This window comes from Namhaeicola litoreus, assembly GCF_042679565.1.
In the GTDB taxonomy this organism is placed as follows: Bacteria; Bacteroidota; Bacteroidia; order Flavobacteriales; family Flavobacteriaceae; genus Namhaeicola; species Namhaeicola litoreus.
In genome coordinates this window covers 249,233-275,513 of record NZ_JBHTMY010000001.1, presented here as the reverse complement: position 1 = coordinate 275,513, position 26,281 = coordinate 249,233, and the positions used below count along the sequence as shown (strand labels likewise).

Here is a 26,281-nt window from a genome sequence, read left to right as displayed (position 1 = left end):
AAAACAAAACGTAAAGTAGTCTTGTAAAAAGTTTGTCAACAGGATTATGTTATTAGAATAGCTTTGTCAATACTAATCTATAGTGCTATTTTGAGCATGCCATATCGACAAAATATAAACGTTTTTGACTTTTTGGTAGAACAGTGCCAAAATAGGGTTCAAATTGCTATAGTACATTTTTTTAATTGTATAAGTTTTCAGAAAGGCAATTCTCCTGGTTGATTTATCCACTCTTGGTAGTTTGGTGTTTCTTTATCAAAATGTGATAAATTGAACCATGGTATAAGTTGACCATTTAACCGAATTAATATACTGTTAATCCGTCTCCCTTCCTCCCTCTCTTTTATTTCAAAAAGTGCACCAGTAATTTCTTCAACATTATCATAGGTTACTAAAGGGCAATCACCTTTAGAGTTGGTAAATATGTCTCCATATTTTTCTATTAAATTACTGATAGTTAATATTTTATAATCAAAAGTAGTAGAAATTGTACTATCTATGGACAACCTTGGTTGTTCGGAAATTGTAGGAGATGTTTCTGAAAGTAATTCCTGCAGTTTAGAAATAATAAGAGTTGCAATCTTATCTTGTAAATGATCGGAATGGTTTTCTGTAAAAGATTTGAATTTTATTAGTTCTTTGTACTTTTTCTGTCTTGATAGTCCTTCCCAGAAGTGGACATTAGAATACTGATCATATTGAGATTTTTGTTTTCTTGAAAGCCTCTTTCTGTTTATGGTATAATCAAAGAATAGAATTTCATTCCATTTATTAACAATTAGATCACCAAGCGCTTTCCATAAATCAATATTGCCAGTATCTGCAACAGAGAGTTTGTTACCGGTGTGGATATTAAGATTATTCAAATACTTAACAATATCATTCATCTTGACATATTTCAGTTCAATTCTTAGTAACTCTTTAGGGACACCTGTTATATGACGATTTTGTTTTGCTTTATCGTAAGCCTTAATGTAATAATTGGCATGTTGGGCTTGGTAGTAATTAGCCTTATCCATAGATATCTGCTTAAAGGGACTGTTGGAATGAGACAGTAACCCTTTTAGAATGATACTTGATTTTACCGGAGGAATGATGTTGACCCCGAATTCAAGATTATGAAAATAGCAGTGGTTCCATTGTAGGTTAAACTTATCCTGCAGATCCTGGAGAACATCAAGGAAGTTCAAAAAAGTAAAGACATTTGCATTATGTGCGCCAGAATTGAAATATATGTGAAAGCTACCGGTAATTAGTAATCTGGAAGGTTGATCCGAATTAAAGTAGATGATGAAAGTTAGTCCTTGATACTTTGCAGAAATGTGACTATTCCCAAACTGGTTTACAACTGGATTATTTGTTTCCGCATCTCGTACTTGGGTAAAATCAAGATACGAACCTCTTGCGATCTTGTCGTAGTCAAAAACAGGGGTCGATATTTTAAATCCATCGACCACAGCATCAGGAGTTCAGTTCATTAAACTTCCGTTCTGCTCTCTCCAAAGACATATAAGTCCATGCCCAGATACCAAATCCTCGTGAAGTTGGATAACTGACTGTGCCAAAGCGCTTGTTTAGACGTTTTTTAAAGACTTCGTAGTATTTACTACTACAACTGTTGACTTCGTATATAAAAGCCTGATCTGTCTTGCTTATTTGGGTGAATTCATAACCGCGTACTTCACCCTGGCCGATGAAATGTATTGGAAGTTCTTTCATGGCCTAATTGATTTTAATTAGTGAGGCTTCAATTTCACTACGTTTGTAATATATCCTATTTCCTATGGAATAACATGGAATCTTGCCACTTTTAGTGTAAGACCAAAGCGTTGACAGGTTGATGCTAAGCAATGCAGCGGCTTCCTTTCTTGTGAGGTATTTGTCTTCTTCTTGAAGTTTATTTTTCTGAATATTCAGATATAAATCTAAACCCTTATTGATATAATCTTGAAGTTCTTCCGGGGTTAACTCGGTGATGATTTTTCGGTTCACGGTATAAGTATTTAAAGTTATACCGCAATATTACAACACAATAAAACATAAAACACTGATATGCAATTGTTTGCAATTGTTAACAAATGAAAACAAATAGACAAATGATTATTTTTATTTCAATTCAAAGTTTATATCGGAGAACCTCTGTTTATAATTAATATAATCCGGATCTTCAGCATTTTTAAATTTATTATTAGAATCTAAATAACAATCAATACCAGCAGTTCTAAATGGAACAACTAATTCACAAAATTCATAAAATTCTTCTATAAACTTTTTACGCTTACGGTTTTCAATAGTTACAAATGATTTTTCAACTAAGAGGCCGATAATTAATGCAATTGATCTTCCAGAACCATTTGTACTGGTACCGAGTACTTTTAACTTATTTAATTTTTTTTCGTCAAATTTGTCAAAATTAAAATATTCTCTAAAAGTTTTTTTTGATTTAGAACTAACATTTTGAGGAATGAAACTGTTCATATGGTCCAAAATTATTTTAACCGTTTGCTCCTTTACGTAATTAAATAATTCATTTTGAACTCTAATGACATCATCATAACCGGTATGGGTGTCTATTATTTTATAAGAATTTTTATCATAATGAAGCATTGACTCGGGCCATTCATATACCAAATTATTATACAAATCGCAATTAGGGCTCATTTTTAGAATATCATCTATACCGTTAAATTTCATTTTGTAATCTTCAAATATAGCCCTAACATTGAGGATATTGGATGTGCTATTTTTTAAAGAATCTTCCAGTCTTTTTCTGCAATGTTCAACTAATTTTATGTAGGAGCCCATATTTGACTTATTCACAAAATTTTCTTCAATTTCTACCTGTATTTCATTGATTATTTTATTGAAACCATAAACGAATGCCATTAAATTAAAACAATCAAAATTTTCAGTAATGGCATCCTCCCCATTATTTATTGTTACCAATATGGGAGTTTCTGCTATCGGTTTTAAAGTAAAATATTTACTGAAGCATGTAAGTCTAAAATTTTGGGTCATGGTCTTTTGTAATTGTATTTAATTGACGATTCTCATTTCATTTGTTAATTCATCAGCCGATTTATTTGTAAGTGCTGCCTGTCTTAAATAATAATCAGCAATTTGCTGGGCGAAGTCATCAGAGGTTTTGCCAATATACCTCAACAACATAGCTTCTGTTTTGTGTCCGGTGATACTCATAATCAAGGGTGTAGGCATTTTACCGTAATTATTACTGGCCATACTTCTTCTCAAATCATGTGAAGAAATCAGCTGCCATTTCTCATACGTGCCAACTACCTTTCTTTTTAGTTCTTTATTATATAAAGAGCCTATGGTCGGCTCATTTATTTCAGCATTCTTGCAAATCTCCTTCAAATAAGAATTGAATTTTTGAATACTTATTCGATGAGGAAAGCCATCTTTTAAGAGGTCCTCCATTTCCGGAGAGAAAGGAATGACAACACGCTTGTTACCTTTCTCTTGAACTAATTCTATTAATTTAATTCCATGTTGGTAGATTATATTCTGATTGGTAAGTGATAAAAGATCATTGCCTCTTTGACCAATCATAGCCCCCAATAAAAGCCATCGTTTTGCATTTTTATGCGCTGCACTCTTAAATTCTTTGGATTTGATCTTTACTAAATCATCTTCATTAAGATAGATAATAAAGTCATTTTTAACTTTCAAACCGGTTACTTTTGGTAACTGAATACTGGTTTCGATGCCATTAATTTGGGCATCAAGACAAACAGTTTTAATATCCGAAAGTTTCTTTTCAAGGTAACTATTGGAGTATCCTTTATCCTTCATGTAGGTTTTAAATTCTTGAGCGAACTGTAAGTTGACATCCTTTATTTTCATAACTTTTTTCAGATCCTTCTGGAAGGACATGAGCAGTTTCTTCAGGTTATTGTAACTGTTTATCCGGCTTTTAGATAGACCAATACCCCCTTTACTATTTCTCCTTATGCTCGCGCCATCAATAATGCGTTGAATATTATCCAATAAAATATCGCTAACACTGTTTAATGTGACTCTTTTGAAGAAAAGATCAACTTTAAACTGCAGCCAATCTTTAGAAATAGGTATTCCATCATTATAATCTGCATTAAAACTTTCCAGAATTGATCTTTCAAGGTTTGTCAGATCCACCTTTGCTTTTTTTGCCTTGTCATCAGTGGTCTTGGGAATTCCCTTGTTAAAATTCCAAAAAGTTTTTTCAATAAAAAGCTGTGTATTTACAAAATAATCAATGTCATTTTTATGGGATAGACGTATAGTAATAGGACCAATATTTTTTTTGGAACGATAGTAATAAAAAATTTTTGCCATAATCTGAATGATTAGATTAAATCAAACTTGCACAGTAATTGCACAGTAATGCACAATTAAAATAAAGGTAAAACAATTTAAACGAATGACCAATAATGCGGAATGATAATTTAAAAGATTGATAAATAGGTATTTATGCTATGGTAGAAATTGGATAGAATTGTATATAATATAGTAGAATAAGTCCCGCTCCGAGTACGAGTAAAAAAACCGAAACATCTGTTTCGGTTTTTTTGTTTATTCTGCTATTACTCGTTAGCTGGAAATAAATGAATTTGAGTTGATTATGATTAGTATTTTCTACTCCAATTTGCATTCTTTTCTAGCGGTCAAAGGTTTTTTATAAATTGAAAATTTTATTATTTCTAATCTTTAAAATTCAATCTAAATCCAAGAATGTATTAAAATTTTTCTAAATATTTTAGTGAGAGGAGTGGCTTAAATTAACAACCTGGGATCGAAAAGAATTAGAGTATCCCTTTCCCTTTGCAAAAATCAATGAGTTCATGGGCATTATGGCAACCCGATTTTCTCATAATATTTTTTCTATGTGTACTAACTGTATTTATACTAATGTTGAGCTGTTTGCTAATCTCCTGGTTGGACAGATTTTTTAAGATCATTTGGATAACCTCCAATTCCCTGTTCGTGAAAATTGAAATTTGTTCTTCGTAGATCATTTTTTTGAATTTCTTTTTGTTCAGACCATTGGAATGAAAATCCCAAAACACATGATTTGAACTGTCTATAAATGAGATGTCTGTAAGTCTTACAAGATTTTTTACCATGGCGCCATTATCGTCTGTTTTGAGGGCAACAGATTGGCTTAAATATTTGGCATAGGTCTTGTCTTTTTTTTTGCAACGGTAGGTCATTGTTAGAATGTTTTCATTTACAGAGCCCACATGTTGAATTGAATGTAAGATGGCTGCTTTGATAATTTTATTCACAAGTTCTTTATCATCAGGATGAATATTTTCTATGATCAACTCAAGGGTAATTTCTTCATCCTCATAACCCCAAGTGTTTGGAAATCCGTTTGCGTATACCAGTGCATTTTTAAAAAAATCTACTACAAAAATACATTCATTGGATTGCAATAGGATGTTTTCATAATCTATGAAATCTTGCCCGTTGATCTGCATTTTTTTGAAGTTCGTAGGCAATTCTGCCAGAAACTGAAGCATGTCATTGTCTTTCATCCAAGTCCGAAAATATGTTTATTCCCACATTATGGAGGCCATCCTAATTTCTTTTAACTAGGATGGGGAAAATATGATTTCTAATAAGTAAAACAAATACCCTTCAAGGGTATATTTCAAGAAACTTTCTCCAAAATGATTCCTTTTTCTTTAGTATGATTAATAAGTTCATGAACAGAGTGGCAATCAGCTTTGCGCAGGATGTTTTTTCGATGCGTTGCTACTGTCAGCTCACTTATAAACAGGGTTCGGGCTATACTTTTGTTGGTTTTTCCACTTGCCATTTCACGTATTACTTGCAGTTCTCTATGAGTAAAGTTGTTTTGATAGGGTAGATAGACCTGTTCTCTAAACTCGCCGATATCTAAGTAAGGAGAATGAAAGACCCAACTCACATGTGTAGATGTTTTAATAAAGGAAATATCTCGAAGTTCTAACAATAATTTTATGGGATAACCTTCAGCGGTCATCTCTGCGATGGTTAGCTGATTGAGTATATTTATGTATTCATTGTTTTTCGTTTTATACCTGCAGGTGAGGTTTAATTGAAACGGATTTTGTATGTCCGGGTTTGCCATACAGTGTCCTATCATCAATTGAATGATCCTATCTGCTAGAGTATAATCCTCAGGGTGAATGATTTTAAGCAAAAAGTCAAGATTGATGTCATCGTTTCGGTAACCCATGAAAGATCTAAAGCCTGTTGGTTCAACGATTTCCTGTTTGCGTAAGTCTAGTAGACAATGACAATCTTGCCCTTTTAAATAAAGGCCATTGCCAAAACTCTTTTTAACCGAACTACCCACGAGCAAATTGTTATCTGATAGTTTATTGAGATAAGTGTTTAGTTGTTTTGTGATTTTCATGATCCGATCTTTATTATCTATGTCTAAATTCCCTTCAGGTAAACATCATGTTCAAAATTATATCGTATTTTTAGGTTTTATATATTGTCGCATAATAATGAGATTATTTTTTTTACTTGTTTTTATAGGGTTTACGAGCATTGCGCAACAACTTTATATTGGTGATTCAAATGGTGCGAAAATGTATATTTCTGACCCGGTTCATCAACGTATTTTGATGTTTTATGAAGATTATTACACCGTAGTTGATCTGAAAACGCTGGAACAAAGAACCAGAACTTTAAAAAAGGATCCTGATTTTTACTTTGGCCCACTTGCGTCTGTGTTGATTGATTCGATTCCTTATTTTCTCAGCCGCAATGGCGGACTAGTCTTTGAAATGCAAAACGATTCAATTGCCAGGATCGACAATTCCTATGAACACAAAATGCAAAATGGAAATGTGTTGTTCGAGCGTGATGGCAAAATCTTTAGATACGGAGGTTACGGGTTTTGGACCATCCATAATTTCTTTACCTATTTCGATAGGGGTACCAGGGAGTGGGAATATCACCAACATCATGACACTAAAAATGAAGCTCCTGAGATCGCTTGGCCTGAAGTGATCCATACCTCGGACAGATTATATTTGTACAACGGCATAAAGCTTAACCCCCTTAACAGGGTGGAGATGTTCAAGACAGATGAGGTTTGGCGCTATACATTTTCAGACGGAAAATGGGATTATCTAGGCACCTGTGATAATCCAGTCGACAAAGACAATAATTACCTCTTCCAGATTCAACAGGGTGAGTTGAAATATATCTTTCAAGATAACGATGTCACAGAGATAGATATTCTAAATAATCGCAAGACTATCTATCGAAAAAGTCATAAAAGCAAGATGGGCGGTATCGGGATACTTATGATGATGGATGACAAGGTAGTTTATACGCTCGGTGTTGGTAAGGACGCATTCTTGAGGATCGCTCCAAAAGAGGAGTTTTTTGGATTAATGATATCTGAGGAGAAGTTTTATAAAACTTCCTGGACCCGGTTTTATCCTATACTAGGCTATGGTTTGTTAGCCGTACTACTTTTTTTAATGGTCCGATGGTTCTATCGCTTTAATAAAAGGAAAAAAAGAATTGCACTGCTTAGCAATGGTTTACAGTACAAGAATAAATTTACCGAATGTGATGAGGAAACCATGAAAATCCTTCATCTATTGATCGAGAACAAAAGAGTTACTTCTTCCGCTATATTAGGTATCGTAGAAAAACCTCAATTTAGTCCAGCTCACAATGAAAGAATAAAAGTGCAGAAAATCGCAGAATTGAACATTAAACTGCAAACTCTATTAAATGAAAGGGAGGATCTGATTCGATCGGTCAAATCCAAGGAAGACAAAAGAATAAGGTTGTATAGTTTGGACAAGACTTATTTTTTATAATAAGCATAAAACAAGCAGGTTTGTAAGTGGGAGGAAGGTTCAACTCCATGTAAACAATAAACTGTTCTTTATAGTTTGCTTCGAATATAAAGTTATATGCACCAAGTTTATCTGTTGAAATGAATAGGTTTTTTCGCAAAGAAACTTATGAAGACAAGTTTTCCCAATCCATATAAGTGTAGTCTCAACTACAAGTGGTCATTGTACTTTGATAGCCAGTAAATCATATTTCATATCTCAACCTAAAAGTAATCAATCGAGGTTGTATAAAAATCTGTGATTGAGACACAAAAAGATTGGTTGCCGTGTTGGTTAGCTTTGAGTCGATGTCCAATAAATTTGTCGCCACAATTTCGTATTCCCATTTGGCATCTCTGTTTTTTCTGTATGCCAATGAAGCATTCCAAGTTTGAAATGTACCACTATTCCCACCTTTCAGGGTTTGTCTTGTATAGGTATAATCTGTTCGAAAAGTAACAGATTCCCAGATGTAAGCATCAAAATCTATGTAAGGAGCATGGGTATAAAAAATTGTTTCATTTGTTCCTTGGTTATTCGTAGCAATTCTATAATTATAATTTAAGCTCACATTGGGGGCTTTTTTAAAATTTGTGCGGACACCCGGCGTGTAACTCTGTGTAAATTCTGTATTTTGAGATCTTCTTTCATCTATAAACTGGTTTATTTTACTGTAATTTAAATTCATATTTATTGAAGCGATCACTTTTCCAAATGTGCGCTGAACACGCCCGAACATGGTTGTACTTTCATCTGCAAAGCTAGAATTGAAAAAGGTACTGGTGTTAATGACATTTTCGAAAAAAGTGATGTTTCTGATTTGGTCTATATTTTGAGAATAGGCTAAACGAGCAAAAACATTGGTATAGTTAAATAAATTAAAACTAGAATAGATCAAGCTTAAGTTATGTGATAAAGCATTTTGTAATTCAGGTTCACCAAACTGTATGCTACTAAAATTATTTAAAACCAAGCCATGTGCAAGTTTGGTCACATCTGTGAATTGATTTCGCATATCGTACCTAAAGGTTAGAATTTCGCTATTTTTGAATTGTATACGTGTTTCAAAATCCGGCATAATTCTAAAAAAATTATCTTCGTATACCTCACCTAATTGGGTATTCTTATTTGCATAAGAATGGATCGAAAAACCTGGGGTAATGGTAATTTTTCCTGCCTTTAAACGATAATGTGCTCCTAGGTAAATATCGCTAAAATTATACGCTACATCATTGTTGGCCAATCCACCGTTAAATGTTGGAATCGGATTGAATTCTGAGCCATCATCCAAAAATTGGAATAAGTTAGAATTAAATTCTTGTCGACTTAAAATAGTTCCGAGGGTCAAATTGAGATTGCTTTTCGCATTAATTATATAGTAATAATCAAGTTTGGCGTCCAATTGATTTGACTTGATACGCCTGGTTTGAGCGATATTATAATTCTCCTGATTTTCATCTAAGCCTAAACTCGCAGCGGTTGATTGATAATTTTCTTTGTTTTCTATGATAGCATTGTAAAAAGGGTCTTCATCTCTGAGTAAATGCTGAGCTTCGAATGCGAAAATATTATTTTCATTTAGCGTGTAATAGTAATTCAGGTTCTGGTTGATACTGTAAGGTGACGTTTCATCCAACTGAAAAGTATTTCCAACAACAGAAGATAATAAATTTTGTATTTGTTTGTCTGTGGAAACACGTCCTAAAATATCATAATCCAATTGGTTATTCGCATTGGGTTTATATGAAGCGCTCAATTTTAATAAAGCTTGATTCGAACGTTCTTTGCTTGTTTGGTCTGTTATTTCTATGGGAATACCTAAATCGGAATCAGTAAATTCAGTAATGCTTCTCCTTTTTGAGTCGATGAGGCTACTGTTAAAAATTGCAAATCCACTTATATCTAAAGCACTATATACAGCCCAACTAAAATTTGTGGCACCCAATCTGTTTTCTATAGCCAAGGCATTGTTTTGACTGGTTAAAAAGCTGAGATCATTATTTCCTAGATTTAGATCTGTTCCGCTGCCTCTACTAGGAACTCTGAAACCACCTCCAAAGTTGCGGAGATCTCGTGGCGTGAGAACTACCTCACCAATATTATTCATGTCTCCAATAAAGTTAAACGTGAATTTAGGCGAATAATAAAATAGTTTTGGCTGGAGTAAATAGAGTCCTTTGTCTGCCGCTGAGTATCCACCACCAGCATTGATATTACCAAACCAGAAATTTTCTTTACCTTCTTTTAGTTTGATATTTAAGGCAAAACTGTCACTGTTATTTGTTACACTGCTCAGTTGACTCACCTCCGAGTAATTTCGTAATACCTGGATTTTATCAACAGCATTGGAGGGGATATTTTTCGTAGCAATTTTTGTGTCGCCGTCAAAAAAATCTTTTCCATTTACCATTAGTTTATTTACCACTTTTCCTTCTATCTCTATTTGTCCATCTTCATTTATTTCAACTCCCGGAAGTTTTTCCAATACATCTTCCAATTTCCTTTCAGACCCGTTTTTAAAAGAATCTGCATTATAAACGATAGTATCACCTTTTATGGTTACGGGCATTTCGTAGGTCAATTCGATCTCGTCCAGGGTAATGTCAGCTTGAAGAATAAAATTTCTTGTGATATCAGAATTTTCAATTACAACGATTTCTTCCGTACTTTTCATACCGATGTAGCTGATTTGAAATTTATATTTACCATTTTCTCCAAGGGTCATTGAAAAATAGCCATTTTCGTCAGTGATCGAATAAGCTTCAAGATTGCTGGTTTCTTCATTTATAGCAATCACATTAGCCAATTCTAAAGGACCTCCCAGACTATCTTTTACAACACCATCAAATTTAATTTGTGAAAAAGTAATATTGATTGAGCACAGCATTACAAGTAGGATAATTTTTATCATGAGATTGGCTTAGAAATAAATTAAATAATAGAATTACCTTCTACTGCTCTGTCTCCCACGATTATCCCTCATTTCTTGCATTTTACTCGAAATGATTTCTTGATATTCCTGTTTTGATACAATTTTTCCTTTATCTGGCGCTTCAATTTTGCTTTTCTCTTCGGGATTCATCACTATTTTTGAGCACAAAATAGTTGTACCACCTACATTAATTTCTAGGATCAAACCCGGTAATCCCCAATATTCTAAAGGCCCTTGGCTTAAAGGAACTTGTGGCGTGTACCATGCCACGACATCTGTCATTTTAATGTCTTTTATTATAGCATCACCTACACTATCTTTTTTTTGCTCTCTATTTCTTAAACTGTCCCATGAAAAGTCATACCAAGCAAGATCTGATGAAGGGATCGAAGCAGTCGCTCTAAAACAAGTGTATTGACCGATCTTTTTTGTTTCAGTTCCTATTTTCCAATTGACAGAGAGTAAATCGTCTTTGATTAAAAATTGTTTGCCATAAAACTCTTGTCTTTGCAATAGGGTTTTTGTTTTTATATTTTTATACTGCTCACCTGGAGAGAAGTTTTTACCCCAACTATCAGTTGCACCAGAGATTGCATCTATTTTTTCATCTTCTTTAAAAGTAGATTCTTCTTTGTTAAATGTTAGAATATAGGTTTTCTCTAACCTGTTTTTTAAACGCTCTTGGATTTGTTTTTTCTGAGCTTCGCTCATGGTTGCTCCAAAACTGCCGAGTTCCATGGTAGACTTGGAAAAATAATAAGCCTTGCCTTGAAAATCTTGTGCAAATAAAAACAAGGGCATAAGCATTGTAAAAAAAAGTAGAGGTTTTTGGGAAAGGAATGATGTTTTCATTGTTACATAAATTATTTTGTTTAACAAATGTACATTAAAAGTTAAACAAAACAGGTAAATTGATAAGAAAATTTAAGATTCGAATATATCTTAACTTTCAGAGAAAGCGAATGACAACAATTTGTCTTGTTTGATTTTAAAATGTATCCTGAGTTTTACTTGTGAAAAAGGTAATTCTCGACTTACTTTTCTCTGTCATCCAGAAATAGTATCTTTAAAGAAATATTTGATCATCATGAAAAAAATTATTTCCCTATTGTTCATTGTTCTTTTGTCTATTGCTTGTGAAGGTCCTGCGGGCCCTCCCGGACCTCCCGGTCTACCTGGAGATGATGGTGCTATTTTCCTTGCGAGTGCCTTCGAAATTGAAGTTGATTTTACCGCGCAAAATGGTTATAGTATTGTAGAACCTTATGGATTTGATGTATTTCCATCTGATGTAACACTTGTTTATATTCAATGGGATGTGACAAATGGACAGCCAATTTGGAGGTTGTTGCCGCAGATCGTCGAATTTCAGGAAGGACAGTTACAATACAATTTTGATTTTACCCAAGATGATGTAAGTATCTTCCTAGACGGGACCATAGATTTTGGACTTCTTGGATCCGAATGGACGCAAAATCAGGTTTTTAGGGTAGTTGTACTTCCTGCAGATAATGTAGACGCTGTTGATATCTCTAGTTTAAAAGAGGTGGCTAAAGCAGGAAACATACAAACTTTTGAAAGAAAGTAAAACTTACTCAAGTCTTAAACTGACGATTTCGATACCGTGCTTTTGATTTAGTGCGTCTTTTGGAATTTCAGGTCCAATAGAAAATTGCACACTTTCAACTTTTGTCAAATCAAAAGGCGATGTGAGTTGATGATCTAAATAATACGGCAGAAATGTAGGGTAAGGCCTAGGTAAAGTAACTGTTCTCACCGGTTTTAAGTCAGACAAATTGAGGCCATAGTCTTTTGTTAGTGGATCAATTTCTATAACTTTACCATAGGCGTGTCCGTCATTCATCACTAGTGCGATCTGTAATTTACAAGGTTTATTATTGAGTGATTTTCCGTAAAAAACAAGTTTTGTTTTTGTGGGTAAAGCGGCTTCTAGCGCTTGGATCTCGTCTACTATATAATGTTTGAACGAATAGTCGTAAAGTGGTTTAGCCTCAGTATTTTCGGGGTCTTTTACAAATAGTTCCTCCAGATTGATTTGGTATGCGGAAGTTCCTATTGGTGACGGGACTAATTTAAATGTATTTCTCCATGGAGCCACCAAAAGTGTTGCATCTTCTTTAGCATTGAACAATTCAATGGGAAAAGATGGGGGAATTATTTCTATTTCATAAGTGCTTTTGTCGTAAAAATCCCAATCATAAGGCCTCCCTTTTTTTTCTGCGGGATAGGTGTAAAAATCCTTTTCATTTTCTTGCACAATAATATGGTATCTAAAATAACCATGAAAAAGGGTATTTGAAGGAATTTCAACTTCATAGTCGAACGTTCCAGTTTTTTGCATGGTGAATGTCATATACTGGTTATTGAGATAACCCATCACTTCTATTTTCTTTGGTGAAGCAGGAGAAATAAATTGTGTCTTTATCTTAAAAGAAGTATTTTCTATCGCTATTTTTTGTGTAATATTTTTTAACCAGTTTTGATCTAGGTTAGCTTTTGGTGCAAAAAACGTATTCAATTCACTGGATTTGAATTGATTTGAAATCTTTCCATTATTCGTGCTGATTTCTTTTGATAGCAGATAAGTTCCTGGTGTAATTTTAAACTGTCCGTTGGACGTATTCGCCTCATAGTTATTTCCTTCGTTCAAGCCTTTTATAGAAAAAGTATTCCCCAAATTGTTTAAATGAATGGTCATATCATTTTCGTTCCATTGGATGACTGTCACAATTTTTTCAGGACTATTTTTCCCAAAAGGATCTCGCACACGCAAAGCGTCAGGCATCACTTCCAATCGCCAAGTACCATCGCCTAATTTGTCTAAAAAATAAGCACCTGCGCCTTTGTATTGAATGATACGCGAATTTCCAAAACCCGCAATTTCTCTGAGTTTCTGTTGATTTTTGGGTAGAGTTTGGGTATGGTTAGTATAGAAAAATTTAGTATCGGTATTGTATTCTGCCAAATCACTTTCGTAGTCAATATGAAAATCGTAAAAGTTTAGATTTTGAGGATATTTTTCAAATGTTTGGTAAAGTGGTATTTGACGAAATACTTCCGAGGATATTTTAAGACCTAGTGCTTTCTGAGGAGCATAAGCCAAATTCATATAGTGGGTATTGTATTCGGTATTATAAGGAGCTAAAAAAGTAGGGTCGTAGGCAAAATGGGTGGCAATCTGTATCCCTGCAGTTCTAAAACTTCGTGCCATGGCAGGATAGATATAAGATTTATCTACATCGGCTGCATCGAATTCATAAACCAATTTAGCAGCATTCTTTGCTTTCATTTTCTTTTCAAATGGAATATCATATTCATTTACATTCGGCAATAAATTACCCGACAATTCTCTTTGATAACCCAATCCTGTGGGATACCATTGAAATGTTCCCCCCTGAATGCCTGCTGCCAAATATTCTTCTGTATATTGAATAGCATGACTCATATTGTAAAAAATTGGTTTTTTGGTTCCTGTTTTGCGTATCGATTGAACCATGCGTCGCACGAAAGCCTGAACTTCTTCAGGAGTACCTCTATGGTGAGGCTCATTGCTCACTTCAAAAGCAATTACACTTGGATCATCTTTATAGGAAAGCTTTGTGTAAGGATTTTGATGAATAAGAAATTGATACAAATAGTTTTCCTGTGCTTTAATTGCATCTTCATTGACCAAGCACTGGTCTTTGCCATAAGTATTTGAAAACCCGGGTGTTTCCGTATCACTTTCTGGCCAGCCATCTCCCCAAAAAGCAATCGGTGTGATGACATAATTGATGTTGTATTCTTTTAATTTATAGAGTAAATAATCAAATGTGTCGAGGTGTTCATTTTCAAGAAGATTGCCTTTGACATCGCTGATCTGCGTATCCCAAACATGCACGCGATAAAGGTCGAAACCCAAGCGCCAAAAATGATAAACTTCCTGATCGATAGCCTTTTTTGGGTCGATGTCCATTTTTTTGGCTTGTCTGTAGGCATGTGCGAAAGGCATCGTATAATTTACTCCGAAACCATGTACCTCACTCTTATTATTTTCCCATCTCATCACACCATTTTTATCCACAAACACATTGTTTTTTTCTTCTTTTTCCTGAGCAATTAGGTTGCAAACGAAGAGGAGAAAAAAAAGAGATTGGCGTAATTTAAAATGAATTGACCTGGTTGAGATACTCTGCATAAAATTGTAAATTTCAGGACCAAGTTATTCTTTTTGATGCACTTTTATATGTCTTTTTGGTATTTTCCATCGCTTAATTTATTCGAAAACATTTGTGTATAATAAATATTTAGGGCAATTTTAGACCTTATACGATTAAAAAATGATCAAACCCTGTTCAATAACCGTAGTAGAGTTGTCATCCACTGCATTGGTAGGGATGAAAATGAATACAAATCTTCAAAAAAATGAAGCCGTTAGTCTCTGGAAAAAGTTTAAGCCAAGAGTGAAAGAAATTAGTAATAGAAAGGATGATCGCTTTTATTCTCTACAGAATTATCATCATTTCGATCCAATTCAATTTACTTCTGAAACTGATTTTGACAGATGGGCCGCTGTTGAGGTAGAAAAGATAGGTCAAATCCCTGAAGGAATGGAATCAATATTGATTCCGCAAGGTTCCTATGCCACTTTTGTCCACACCGGAACTGTGATGGATTTTTCTAAAGCTTTGTTTTATTTTTTTTCCCAGTGGCTGCCTGATTCTGATTATGTCTTAGAAAACCATCCACATTTTGAAGTGTTTGATCATCGCTATTTGGGTCCCCATAACCCAAATTCTATCGAAGATGTCTTTATTCCTATAAAATTAAAAGCTAACTAGAGTTGTTTATGAAACGAAAATATATTTTCTTGTTTTTTACGTTTATGGGACTGTCCATCTCAGCGCAAAAAACTTTACAAGAAAGATTGGGTTATCCGAAAACGGCAAAATTACTCATTATTCATGCCGATGATTTGGGAATGGCACATGCGCAAAACAGTGGTAGTATTTTAGCTATGGAAAAAGGTTCTGTCAATTCAGCTAGTCTTATGGTACCTTGCCCTTGGTTTTCTGAAATTGCAGCCTATGCAAAAGACCATCCGTACGGTGATTTTGGAATACATCTCACCCTGAACAGTGAATGGAAATATTATAAATGGAGGCCTGTATTGGGTACTGAAGATGGGCGGACATTAATTGATGAAAGCGGTTTTTTACATGAAAATCTGGAGATCATAGACAGGAATGCGAATGCCGCAGAAGTAGAAAATGAACTCAGGGCTCAGATCGATCTTGCATTAAGCAAAGGTGTAGATGTTACGCATTTGGATACACACATGGGAGCGCTATTTCTCAATCCGGACTTATTTCAAGTCTATAAACGATTGGGGAAAAAATATAAATTGCCTGTTTTACTCAGCAAGGCGGCCCTTGAAAACTATGGTTTGTCACCTGATTTGCTCGAAGAATCTGATCTTGTCTTAGATCGTGTTTTTACGGCAGAACCAAAAGACTATCAATCGGGATTAGCGACTTATTACACAAAGGTTCTCCAAAAACTCCAACCCGGCGTTCATGCTATTTTATTGCATACCGCTCATCTTACGGATGAACTTGAGTCTGCAACCATTGAACACGAAGATTACGGTGCAAAATGGAGACAACAGGATTTGGATTTTTTCACAAGCGAAAAATGCAAAAATTTACTAAAAGAGAATAATATTCAATTGTTAACCTGGCGGGAAATAAGAGATAAGCTCGTTCGATAAATTAGGTAAAAACGCTGTCTAAATCGCGCCAAAAATGTTTGTAAGATTTACTAACTACTTCTGCATCTTGAATTTGTATAGGAATTTTTATCGCCAAAGGCGCAAAAGCCATAGCCATTCTGTGATCGTTGTAGGTTTTAATCAAAACATCGGCGTTCATTTGTGGCGAAGCCTTTAAATGCAAACTTTTATCTGTTACAAAAATCTCAGCACCTAATTTGCTGAGTTCATTTTTTAAAGCCTCCAATCTGTCTGTCTCTTTGATTTTTAAGGTATGTAGCCCTGTCAAATCACAGGCAATTCCGAGACCAAAGCAAGTGACTGCAATTGTTTGTGCAATATCCGGCTGCTCGATGAGATTCAAGGAAATCGGTTGAAGGTCAAAATCTTTTATTTTTTTTAATGTGATACCGTTTTCTTGATACGTTGTCTCTACACCAAAAGCTCTGTAAATTTCAACTAAACGACTGTCGCCTTGTAAACTTTCTTTAAAATAGGCGGACAGGTTCAATTCACCATTTTGAGACAAAGCTACCAAACTGTAAAAATAAGAGGCTGAGCTCCAATCTGATTCCACCGTAATTGTACAATTATCAATATTGTTCTTGGGATAGACTTTGATAGATTGACCTTTCCAATCCACTTTCACACCTAGTTTTTCTAATAAAGTGACCGTCATCTGTAAATAAGGAGCAGAGGTAATTTCACCTTCTAATTCAATTTCTAAACCGTTTTCTAATGAGGGAGCAATTAATAAAAGTGCAGAAATATATTGAGAACTTACATTTCCCTTCATTTTCACCTTTTGTTTTTCGAGTGTTTTTCCTGTTATTTTAAGCGGAGGAAAACCGTCGTTATTTGCATAGTTAATTGATGCACCGAGATCACGCAAAGCATTCACCAAAATTTGGATTGGTCTTTCCTGCATTCTGGATGACCCGGTTAAAACAATATGCGAGTCTGGTTTTGAAGCAAAATAAGCAGTTAAAAAACGCATGGCTGTCCCTGCATGACCAATATTTACTGTGTCTGATTCAGAAGTCAATGCATCCTTTAGGTGGATGGTGTCATCAGAGTCTGATAAATTTTCTAATACAAGGTTAGGAAATAATTTCTGAAGAATCAATAATCGGTTGGATTCACTTTTTGATCCTGATATAATTATTCCGGTTTTTTTGAGTGATTTATTTGTGTAATCAAGACTTAAATCCATAATTTAGAAACTTCATTTTTACATTTATTTTTTAACTCAAAAATCGTCTTTTACCGAAATTCATGAAAAAAATAATTCTACTAGTTTGTTGTCTGCTTTTTGCAGTGGGTCACAAAGGTAACGCACAAAAGAAATTAAACAAATATCCTGAACAAATTTATGATGCTATCCAATGGCGCAATATTGGTCCTTTTCGTGGGGGTCGAAGTGCAGCAGTAACTGGTGTTCCAGGTAAAGCCAACTTGTTTTATATGGGCGCAACGGGAGGGGGCGTATGGAGAACTACTGATGCAGGCAATTCTTGGGAAAATATTTCTGATGGTTTTTTTGGGGGTTCTGTAGGAGCTGTTGCAGTGAGCGAGTGGGATAACAATGTAATCTATGTAGGCATGGGCGAAGTGACCGTTAGGGGAAATGTTTCTTCTGGGGACGGTATATGGAAATCAGTAGATGCCGGGAAAACATGGCATCACATCGGTTTACCAAAATCGAGACACATTACCAGAGTTAGAATTCACCCAAAAAATGATGACATTGTATATGCGGCTGTCATGGGGGATTTGTATAAATCTTCAGAAGAACGGGGTGTTTATAAAAGTATAGATGGAGGTAAGACTTGGAAAAGAGTCTTGTTTGCCAATAAAGATGCAGGTGCTGTCGATCTAGTGATCGATCCAAATAATCCCAGAATTTTGTTTGCTACCACATGGAATGTGAGAAGAACCCCTTACAGTTTGTCTAGTGGAGGTGAAGGTTCGGCGATTTGGAAAAGTGTTGACGGGGGAGATACCTGGACGAATTTATCTGCCAATGAAGGTTTGCCAAAAGGAGTTTGGGGAATTGTGGGAGTAGCTGTTTCTTATCAGAACTCAGACAATGTTTGGGCATTGATCGAAAACGAAAAAGGGGGTGTGTATAAGTCGAATGATGGAGGAAAAACCTGGAAGTTACTTAATAGCGAAAGAGATTTAAGACAAAGGGCATGGTATTATACCAGAATTTATGCGGATACGCAAGATGAGAGTATTGTGTATGTGATGAATGTTCAGTACCACGTTTCTAAAGATGGGGGTAAAACTTTTGCTAGTTTTAATGCCCCCCATGGAGACCACCATGATTTATGGATCGCTCCTGAAGACAATCAAAGGATGATTATTGCAGACGATGGAGGTGCACAGGTAAGTTTTGATGCGGGAGAAAATTGGTCGACATATAACAATCAACCTACGGCCCAGTTTTACAGAGTTGTTACGGATAACCATTTTCCATACCGAATTTATGGTGCCCAACAAGATAATTCAACCGTTAGAATAAGCCATAGAACAGATGGCAGGTATATTAGCGAGCGTGACTGGGAAGAAACTGCGGGAAGTGAAAGTGCTCATATTGCGGTAGATCCTACTAATAATGATATTGTTTATGGTGGTAGTTATGGCGGATTTTTAACCCGAGTAGATCATAAAACCAAAGAAGTGAGAGCAATCAATGTTTGGCCTGATAATCCAATGGGACATGGGGCTGAAGATTTTAAGTATCGTTTTCAATGGAATTTTCCCATCTTTTTTTCACCCAATGAACCTAAAAAATTATACGCAGCATCAAACCATTTACATGTTACTAAAAATGAAGGACAATCTTGGGAAGTGATTAGTCCTGATCTGACAAGAAATGATCCAAAAACTCTCAAATCTTCAGGTGGACCCATTACTCAAGATAATACAGGAGTAGAATATTATGGAACTATTTTCGCGGCGACAGAATCCCCATTTGAAAATGGGCTGATTTGGGCAGGTTCTGATGATGGATTGGTACATGTTAGCAAGAACGGAGGAAAGGATTGGCAAAATGTTAGTCCTAAGAATATGCCCGACTGGATGATGATCAACTGTATCGAAATAGATCCATTCAACAAAGGAGGTGCTTATATTGTGGGCACGAAATATAAATCCGGCGATTATCAACCCTATATTTACAAAACCGTGAATTATGGAAAATCATGGAATTTGATCGTGAATGGCATCGGTAATGAGGATTTTGCACGTGCTTTAAGGGCAGATCCAAAAAGGAAAGGCTTGTTGTATGCCGGAACAGAAAAAGGGATGTACCTGAGCTTTGACGACGGATTGAATTGGCAAAAATTTCAGTTGAATTTACCCGTAGTTCCAATTACAGATCTGGCGATCAAAGATGACCAATTGATTGCGGCAACCCAGGGCAGGGCTTTTTGGATGATAGATGACCTAACGCCTTTACATCAAACCCAGCAGAATATGGAAAGCAAATCGATGGTTTTGTATCAACCTAAGGATGCCTATCGGATGTCGGGGGGTCGAGGAGCAAAATCAAAAACCGCAGGTGAGAATCATTATGGTGGCTTACCCGTATATTTTTATGTAAAAGACACAACTAAAAATGACACTATAGCTTTGACTTTTTACGATGCCAAAAAACAACTCATCAAAAAATATTCTACACATGCCGATAAAAAGAAAAATGAAGAGGAATTAAAAGTGAAACCAGGAAGTAATGTTTTTTATTGGGATTTGAAATATCCCTCTGCCGAAAAAGTTGAAGGGATGATTTTGTGGTGGGCTTCTTTGAGTGGACCAACCGCATTGCCCGGAAAATATTCTGTGGTATTGCAGAGCAACAAAGAAAAAATCGAGCAGTCATTCAATTTACTTAAAGATCCAAGAAGTCAAAGCACAGAACAAGATCTGCAGCAACAATTTGATTTTATGATTGAGGTAAGAGATAAGATGACAGAAACTCATTTGGCACTTAAAAATGTGAGCAAGGCCAAGGAACAGATTACAAAATTGGAAGGGAGTATCGACGATAAAGATAAGTTTAAAGAATTGTTGGCCGAGGCGGATAAAGTGAAAAAGGAAATGACAGAAATTGAGAATAATTTATATCAAACGAAAAGCAAAAGTGGTCAGGACCCATTAAATTACCCAATCAAATTGAATAATAAACTCGGGCATTTAAACTCGCTTACCTCGATGGGAGATTATAGACCAACAGACCAAGCCGTTGCTTTTAAAAAAGAAGTGATTAAGGATATTGATACAGAACTTAATAAACTCTATAAAATTTTTAAAACAGATATCCCCGCGCTCAATCAAAAAGTGAAAGAAAGTGATATCGATTTAATACAACTAAATCAAAACTGATTTATTTGATGTTTCTCGAGGTAGTCCAAATGGCATAAACCAAAGAAACCAATAGCTTAATACCGAAGAAGTTCAGCCATTTACCATCGGTAAAATTTTCTTCGGCTACTTTGCTAAAATCGAAGCGAATAAGTGCTGAAAAACTGTTGAATAAAAGTGATATAATGATCAATATTCCAAAAAACGTCAATGCAACTTTGAAAGTCAATGGCCAAAACTGAGGATGTTTTATTTTTTCTGTAAAAGTCATGATTTTAGTTTTTCGTTGTTATGATGACGATCGTGATCGCGTTTGGCTTTAAAATCCATTTTTTTATCAAAAGAAGCTTGAAGATCTATACCCGTTTGATTGGCCAAACAGAGTAAAACAAATAGAACATCGGCCAATTCTTCGCCGAGGTCTTTAGATTTATCACTTTCTTTTTCACTTTGTTCTCCGTATCTACGGGCAATAATTCGAGCGACTTCTCCCACTTCTTCGGTTAATTGAGCCATGTTGGTAAGCTCATTAAAATATCGAACTCCGTGTTCTTTGATCCAATTGTCTACTTCGATTTGGGCATTTTTAATATCCATGCATATTTTCTTTAAGAAACAAATATAGAGAATCAAGTCTTATTATGACTTGTCTTATGAAGCACTTTTAAAAATTCTGAACGAGGAATTTCCCTTGCACCCAACCTTTCTAAATGTGGATTATAGACCTGGCAATCCAGTAAGGCATAATTGTCTTTTTTCAAGGACTCACATAAAAAAACAAAGGCAAGTTTTGAAGTATTACTTACTTTACTAAACATGCTTTCTCCGGTAAAAACATGGCCGAGATCGATGCCGTATAAACCACCTACCAGTACTCCATTTTCCCAAACTTCTACAGATTTTGCAAAACCTTTGTAGTGGAGTTCGATGTAGGCTCGCTCCATTTCATCGGTAATCCATGTTCCACCTTGATCTGGTCTGTAAATCGTTTTGCAATTTCTGATCACCTCCGTAAAGTTTTCGTTATAAGTAAGTTCAAACCGATCACTTCGTATAAGTTGTTTCATACTTTTACTCACTTTTAACTCATCGAAATAAAGTACCATGCGTTCCGGAGGGCAATACCAAATAAAAGGTTCTCCCGGGTTAAACCATGGGAAAATACCGTTCTGATAAGCATATATTAATCGTTCTGATGAAAGATCTCCACCAATGGCCAATAGACCATTTTCATCTGCACTCGATGGAGGAGGAAAGTAGATGTTTTTACCTAGTATATACATACAAAAAAACTGCAAAGAAAAATTCTGTGCAGTTTTAAGTTTTAATTGAATGATATATTTTTAAAAAGGAAGGTCATCCGGTTCTTCGTCTTTATAATTATCTGCGGGCACAAAGCTTTGCGCTTCAACCGGTGGCACAGAACTATGTCCTGCTTGGGCTTTTTCAATTCTCCAACCTTGAATAGAATTGAAGTATTTTGCTTCTCCTTCAGGATTGATCCATTCTCTACCTCTTAAATTGATGCTGATTTTCACTAAATCACCCTCAGCAAAGCTGTTTAATAAATCGCATTTGTCTTGTGTAAATTCTACTAATAAAAATTGAGGATATTGTTCATCTGTAACAATTACTACTTCTCTTTTTCTAAATCCGTTGTTGCCAAAAGTTTTAGTAGTGTCGATTTTTTTTATTTTTCCGTTTATTTCCATAGATTATTTCTCATTTATCAAAAGCACTTTTAACGCACTTTCAATGTCATTTTTTTCTAAAAACTCTTTGGCAAAAATATGTTTTTCTTTGGTTTTTATCCTCAGGAATTGGGGATTCTCTTTCAAAAACTTATCAACATCGCTCTTTTTTGGCAAGTTTTCAGTGTTTCCAAGCTTGCCCAAATCATTGCCTGTGAGCCACTTACTACTTCTAATTTCTTTAGGCAAATGATCTATGCCAATGCCCATATGAGAAACGGGTTTGGGTACTGTAAAAAAACCGTTCTTAGCCCTACAATATTCATTGGCACCTGCCCTCGCCACTAAATCTAATGCGTTTTGATCAATTTCATCATGTTCATTCAAAACACTTTCATGAATGTGCATGCAAACAATTTCGGCTATAACCAGATTTCCGGCGCCTCCCTCTTTTCCAAGTGGGACTACCTCATTGACCTTGCATTCAAACTGAATTGGGGATTCTGCCACCCGAAAGGGTTTTACCAATTCTGATTTAAGCATGGTTAATCCAGCTTTGATAAATTCATTTGTACCTTCAGGATATTCTACACTCGCTAAAGAAGTTTGCTGCACCAAGTTGTAATTTACTACGTTGATGACAACTTCTTTAGTTTTTAAAATGTTTTCTAAGGTGTGTTTAGTTGAATTGTCGCGAACCCTTCTAGCAGGAGAAAAAATTAAAATAGGCGGATTGGCACTAAAGACATTAAAAAAACTAAAAGGAGATAAATTAGGATTTCCTTTTTCGTCTAAAGTACTTGCAAAAGCAATAGGTCTAGGTGCCACTGCACTTAACAAATATTGGTGTAATTTAGGCGTTGAAATATTTTTAGGAAGAATTGTTAACAATTGTATTGATTTTTTAACAAAAGTAACTAATATTTGTAAATCAAATAATAACTATAACTTTTTAAAGTTGTAGGTATTAGAATTCTTAAAGCTGTATATGAACTTCCCTGAAACCAAGACCATTATAAGGTGGGCACTTACGATTGCTTCTTTTTTGATTGTGGCTTTAATTCTATGGAATACCAATCAGTTTTTTCAGAAGTTTAAAAATGAGGAACGCCTAAAAATGGAAGTTCTGGCCATTGCTTATGAAAATTTCAACAACGTAGACCTTGATGTAGATGTAAGTCTGGAAGAAAAGATCATTGCGAGTAACAGCAGTATTCCTATGATCGTTACCTATGATAATGGAGATATTTATCGCTGGGCAAACCTGGGAGTGGCAAATTCCAGTAAATTTACTTCCTTACCTGAAAAAGACCGACTATACCTGCATAAACAGTTGCGAAAAATGCAAGCCGAAAATGAACCTTTGGTTGTGAATTACAAACAAGACAATGTAAATGTTACCCAAAGAATTTATTATAGAGATTCCGATTTACTCAATCGATTACAATTTTATCCTTTAGGACTTTTACTTATTTTATTGCTGTTTGGAACGATAATTTACCTCGTTTTTCAGCAGAATAAAGTCGCGGAACAAAACAAACTATGGGCTGGTATGGCCAAAGAAACGGCGCATCAAATCGGCACACCGCTCTCCTCCTTGTTGGGCTGGGTAGAGTTGTTGCGTTTAGAAAATACCAGTGAAGATATTGTAACGGAAATTGAGAAAGATGTTGACAGACTCAATACTATTGCAGACAGGTTCTCGAAAATTGGATCCATTCCAAAACTTGAACCCATCGATTTGGTTGAAGAGACAAAGAATGCTTTCGGTTATATTAAATCAAGGAGTTTTAAGCAGATCACATTTGACTTTAAAGATGAATACGGAAAGCCTCTGATGGTTAACTTAAATCAGCAATTGTATAGTTGGGTGATCGAAAATCTAGTTAAAAATGCTATCGATGCCATGCAGGGTAAAGGAAATTTAACTGTCACCATTTCAAGAGAAAACAACCATGCATTGGTTTTGGTTTCGGATACAGGAAAAGGTATACTCAAACGGCTTCACAAAAAAATATTTGACCCTGGATATACTACGAAAAAAAGAGGTTGGGGGCTTGGTCTGTCTTTAACCAAAAGAATTATTGAAGATTATCACAATGGTAGAATTTATGTCAAGAATTCTGAGATTGGAAAGGGAACTACCTTTGCTATAGAGTTAAAGTTAATTGCTGAATAATTAAAGTTCCGCAGATATTCTTTGGGCCAATTTTTTAAAATCTTCTTCCCCCATTTGTATTTTTTTTCCAAAAGTAGCGTCACTCATATTATTTAAAGGAATCAAATGGACATGTACGTGCGGAACTTCCAATCCAATAACAGTCATACCCACTCTTTTGCAAGGAACCACCTTTTCAATGGCTTGAGCGATATCGTAAGAATAATCCATTAAACCGCGATAGGTTTCTTTATCCAACTCAAAGATTTTATTCACTTCTTTTTTTGGTACAACCAAAGTATGACCGATGGCATTTGGATTGATATCCAAAAAAGCAAAAAATTGATCGTTTTCGGCAATTTTATAACTTGGAATTTCTCCTTTTATGATTTTGGTAAAAATAGTGCTCATTTTGTCTAGGTTAAGATCGCGTAATTTCTAAAATCTCGAACTTCATGATACCTTTTGGTGCCTGTATCTCAGCAATTTCACCAACTTTTTTACCCAAAAGTCCTTTGCCAATAGGAGAGTTTACAGAGAGTTTTCCCTCTGCTAAATTGGCAATAGCATCAGCTACTAGCGTATAGGTAAACACCAATTTATTGTCGAGATTTTTGATTCTAACCGTAGAAAGAGCCAACACTTTCGAGTTATCTAATTGAGACTCGTCAATCAATCTCGCTTTAGAAAGGGTGTTTTTAAGTTGAGCGATTTTATATTCCAGGTGAGATTGTTCTTCTTTGGCCGCATGATATTCTGCATTTTCACTCAAATCTCCTTTATCTCGTGCTTCTGCAATTTCGTTTGTCACACGCGGGCGTTCCACATGCTCTAAATACTCTAATTCGTCACGTAATTTTTTTAATCCTGCAGCAGTGTAATAAGAAACTTCACTCATAATTCGTCATTTTGAAAGCTGATATAAATACAAAAAATCCCAAATCCAATGTGTTGGAATGAGATTTCATTACAAATGTACAAATAATTTTTAAAATTAAAATATTTGTAACTTGCAGGGCTAATTACAATGCCAGCCTTATTTTTGTCAGCTGATTGTAAAATCTAACCTATGTTTAACTGGAAAGTTTTATTTGGATTGCTTTTTTTGGTGATTATGGCTTGTTCTGATAGCAACGATGATCCAAATCAAATATTACCCAATGTACCTGTCAATGAAACTGTATTTTTGAACAATCCGGAATACATTAATCTGCAGGTTGTTGGAGGTTGGGCCTATACAAACGGTGGTATTTCGGGCATTGTAATTTACCGTTCAGGCATCAATAATTTTGTGGCATTCGAGCGAAGTGCACCCCATTTAGAACCCCAAGCTTGTTCTGTTATGGTGGTCAGAAATAGCATCATTATGCAATGCGCTTGTGATAAAAGTGAATTTAGTATTTTAGATGGTGGTCCGCTGACGGATGGCATTAATGTAGCAGCGAGACAGTACAGGACTGAATTACAGGGCGGCAATGTGTTGCGAATTACGAATTTTTAAAAGAAAGA

General features: G+C 35.3%; 25 protein-coding genes. 7 read left to right on the top strand and 18 right to left on the bottom strand.

The features are described from left to right. Positions 1 to 197: 197 nt before the first annotated feature. The 7 genes from ACFQ39_RS01230 to ACFQ39_RS01200 form a co-directional block, all read right to left on the bottom strand. Entirely contained in the window at positions 198 to 1,019 is an 822-nt protein-coding gene (locus ACFQ39_RS01230; RefSeq protein ID WP_377175627.1) for a hypothetical protein, read from the bottom strand. 442 nt (positions 1,020 to 1,461) lie between these two features. Beyond that, positions 1,462 to 1,719 carry a hypothetical protein gene (locus ACFQ39_RS01225; protein WP_377175626.1) on the bottom strand — a complete coding sequence of 86 codons (258 nt, stop codon included), beginning with the start codon at positions 1,717 to 1,719 and terminating at the stop codon, positions 1,462 to 1,464. A 3-nt stretch (positions 1,720 to 1,722) separates the two neighbouring features. Next, positions 1,723 to 1,992 carry a helix-turn-helix domain-containing protein gene (locus ACFQ39_RS01220; protein WP_377175624.1) on the bottom strand — a complete coding sequence of 90 codons (270 nt, stop codon included), beginning with the start codon at positions 1,990 to 1,992 and terminating at the stop codon, positions 1,723 to 1,725. A 114-nt stretch (positions 1,993 to 2,106) separates the two neighbouring features. Further along, positions 2,107 to 3,018 carry a hypothetical protein gene (locus tag ACFQ39_RS01215; RefSeq protein WP_377175622.1) on the bottom strand — a complete coding sequence of 304 codons (912 nt, stop codon included), beginning with the start codon at positions 3,016 to 3,018 and terminating at the stop codon, positions 2,107 to 2,109. Between the two features lie 18 nt (positions 3,019 to 3,036). Then, positions 3,037 to 4,335: a tyrosine-type recombinase/integrase gene (locus ACFQ39_RS01210; protein WP_377175620.1), complete on the bottom strand. Its 1,299-nt coding sequence runs from the start codon at positions 4,333 to 4,335 to the stop codon at positions 3,037 to 3,039. Between the two features lie 467 nt (positions 4,336 to 4,802). Then, positions 4,803 to 5,522: a LuxR C-terminal-related transcriptional regulator gene (locus tag ACFQ39_RS01205; RefSeq protein ID WP_377175618.1), complete on the bottom strand. Its 720-nt coding sequence runs from the start codon at positions 5,520 to 5,522 to the stop codon at positions 4,803 to 4,805. Between the two features lie 131 nt (positions 5,523 to 5,653). Beyond that, positions 5,654 to 6,403, bottom strand: coding sequence for a response regulator transcription factor (locus ACFQ39_RS01200; RefSeq protein WP_377175616.1), 750 nt, complete (start codon positions 6,401 to 6,403; stop codon positions 5,654 to 5,656). A gap of 97 nt (positions 6,404 to 6,500) precedes the next feature. Between ACFQ39_RS01200 and ACFQ39_RS01195 the strand changes: the two genes are divergently transcribed. Then, on the top strand, positions 6,501 to 7,835 hold the full coding sequence (locus ACFQ39_RS01195; RefSeq protein WP_377175613.1) for a hypothetical protein: 1,335 nt from the start codon (positions 6,501 to 6,503) through the stop codon (positions 7,833 to 7,835). Between the two features lie 223 nt (positions 7,836 to 8,058). Here ACFQ39_RS01195 and ACFQ39_RS01190 read toward each other — a convergent pair whose 3' ends face one another. Next, positions 8,059 to 10,764, bottom strand: a complete 2,706-nt coding sequence (locus ACFQ39_RS01190; RefSeq protein WP_377175611.1) for a carboxypeptidase regulatory-like domain-containing protein — start codon at positions 10,762 to 10,764, stop codon at positions 8,059 to 8,061. A 33-nt stretch (positions 10,765 to 10,797) separates the two neighbouring features. After that, positions 10,798 to 11,637, bottom strand: a complete 840-nt coding sequence (locus ACFQ39_RS01185; protein ID WP_377175609.1) for a GLPGLI family protein — start codon at positions 11,635 to 11,637, stop codon at positions 10,798 to 10,800. Between the two features lie 235 nt (positions 11,638 to 11,872). Between ACFQ39_RS01185 and ACFQ39_RS01180 the strand changes: the two genes are divergently transcribed. Further along, positions 11,873 to 12,373 (top strand): hypothetical protein, encoded by a 501-nt coding sequence (locus tag ACFQ39_RS01180; RefSeq protein WP_377175607.1) that lies wholly within the window; start codon positions 11,873 to 11,875, stop codon positions 12,371 to 12,373. Between the two features lie 3 nt (positions 12,374 to 12,376). On the opposite strand, the gene ACFQ39_RS01175 is transcribed toward ACFQ39_RS01180, so the two are convergent. Next, positions 12,377 to 14,983, bottom strand: coding sequence for a hypothetical protein (locus ACFQ39_RS01175; RefSeq protein ID WP_377175605.1), 2,607 nt, complete (start codon positions 14,981 to 14,983; stop codon positions 12,377 to 12,379). A gap of 142 nt (positions 14,984 to 15,125) precedes the next feature. Between ACFQ39_RS01175 and ACFQ39_RS01170 the strand changes: the two genes are divergently transcribed. Then, positions 15,126 to 15,626 carry a GyrI-like domain-containing protein gene (locus tag ACFQ39_RS01170; RefSeq protein ID WP_377175603.1) on the top strand — a complete coding sequence of 167 codons (501 nt, stop codon included), beginning with the start codon at positions 15,126 to 15,128 and terminating at the stop codon, positions 15,624 to 15,626. Between the two features lie 8 nt (positions 15,627 to 15,634). Further along, positions 15,635 to 16,555, top strand: coding sequence for a polysaccharide deacetylase family protein (locus ACFQ39_RS01165; RefSeq protein WP_377175601.1), 921 nt, complete (start codon positions 15,635 to 15,637; stop codon positions 16,553 to 16,555). A 1-nt stretch (position 16,556) separates the two neighbouring features. Here the strand turns inward: ACFQ39_RS01165 and ACFQ39_RS01160 are convergent, their stop codons facing one another. After that, entirely contained in the window at positions 16,557 to 17,768 is a 1,212-nt protein-coding gene (locus ACFQ39_RS01160) for a 3-phosphoshikimate 1-carboxyvinyltransferase (RefSeq protein WP_377175599.1), read from the bottom strand. 62 nt (positions 17,769 to 17,830) lie between these two features. Here ACFQ39_RS01160 and ACFQ39_RS01155 point away from each other — a divergent pair, with 62 nt between their 5' ends. Then, positions 17,831 to 20,944 (top strand): VPS10 domain-containing protein, encoded by a 3,114-nt coding sequence (locus tag ACFQ39_RS01155; protein ID WP_377175597.1) that lies wholly within the window; start codon positions 17,831 to 17,833, stop codon positions 20,942 to 20,944. 1 nt (position 20,945) lies between these two features. Here the strand turns inward: ACFQ39_RS01155 and ACFQ39_RS01150 are convergent, their stop codons facing one another. Genes ACFQ39_RS01150 through ACFQ39_RS01130 form a run of 5 tightly spaced genes read right to left on the bottom strand, consistent with a single transcriptional unit; the run spans position 20,946 to position 23,505 of the window. Next, positions 20,946 to 21,194: a hypothetical protein gene (locus ACFQ39_RS01150; protein ID WP_377175595.1), complete on the bottom strand. Its 249-nt coding sequence runs from the start codon at positions 21,192 to 21,194 to the stop codon at positions 20,946 to 20,948. Next, complete coding sequence (locus tag ACFQ39_RS01145) at positions 21,191 to 21,520, bottom strand: nucleotide pyrophosphohydrolase (protein WP_377175593.1); 330 nt, start codon at positions 21,518 to 21,520, stop codon at positions 21,191 to 21,193. The genes ACFQ39_RS01150 and ACFQ39_RS01145 overlap by 4 nt, the downstream gene beginning before the upstream one ends. 32 nt (positions 21,521 to 21,552) lie before the next feature. Beyond that, positions 21,553 to 22,206 (bottom strand): leucyl/phenylalanyl-tRNA--protein transferase, encoded by a 654-nt coding sequence (gene aat / locus ACFQ39_RS01140; protein WP_377175592.1) that lies wholly within the window; start codon positions 22,204 to 22,206, stop codon positions 21,553 to 21,555. A 60-nt stretch (positions 22,207 to 22,266) separates the two neighbouring features. Then, positions 22,267 to 22,635 (bottom strand): DUF3127 domain-containing protein, encoded by a 369-nt coding sequence (locus tag ACFQ39_RS01135; protein ID WP_377175590.1) that lies wholly within the window; start codon positions 22,633 to 22,635, stop codon positions 22,267 to 22,269. 3 nt (positions 22,636 to 22,638) lie between these two features. After that, on the bottom strand, positions 22,639 to 23,505 hold the full coding sequence (locus tag ACFQ39_RS01130; RefSeq protein ID WP_377175587.1) for a flavin reductase family protein: 867 nt from the start codon (positions 23,503 to 23,505) through the stop codon (positions 22,639 to 22,641). A gap of 97 nt (positions 23,506 to 23,602) precedes the next feature. On the opposite strand from ACFQ39_RS01130, the gene ACFQ39_RS01125 reads away from it, so the two are divergent. Next, on the top strand, positions 23,603 to 24,793 hold the full coding sequence (locus tag ACFQ39_RS01125) for a sensor histidine kinase (protein ID WP_377175585.1): 1,191 nt from the start codon (positions 23,603 to 23,605) through the stop codon (positions 24,791 to 24,793). Here ACFQ39_RS01125 and ACFQ39_RS01120 read toward each other — a convergent pair whose 3' ends face one another. Then, complete coding sequence (locus tag ACFQ39_RS01120; protein WP_377175583.1) at positions 24,794 to 25,183, bottom strand: HIT family protein; 390 nt, start codon at positions 25,181 to 25,183, stop codon at positions 24,794 to 24,796. It lies immediately after the preceding gene. Positions 25,184 to 25,193: 10 nt separating this feature from the next. After that, complete coding sequence (greA, locus tag ACFQ39_RS01115) at positions 25,194 to 25,670, bottom strand: transcription elongation factor GreA (RefSeq protein WP_377175581.1); 477 nt, start codon at positions 25,668 to 25,670, stop codon at positions 25,194 to 25,196. Positions 25,671 to 25,841: 171 nt separating this feature from the next. Here greA and ACFQ39_RS01110 point away from each other — a divergent pair, with 171 nt between their 5' ends. Further along, a complete protein-coding gene (locus ACFQ39_RS01110) occupies positions 25,842 to 26,273 on the top strand; it encodes a hypothetical protein (RefSeq protein WP_377175579.1) in 432 nt (143 codons plus the stop codon). Positions 26,274 to 26,281: the final 8 nt, after the last annotated feature.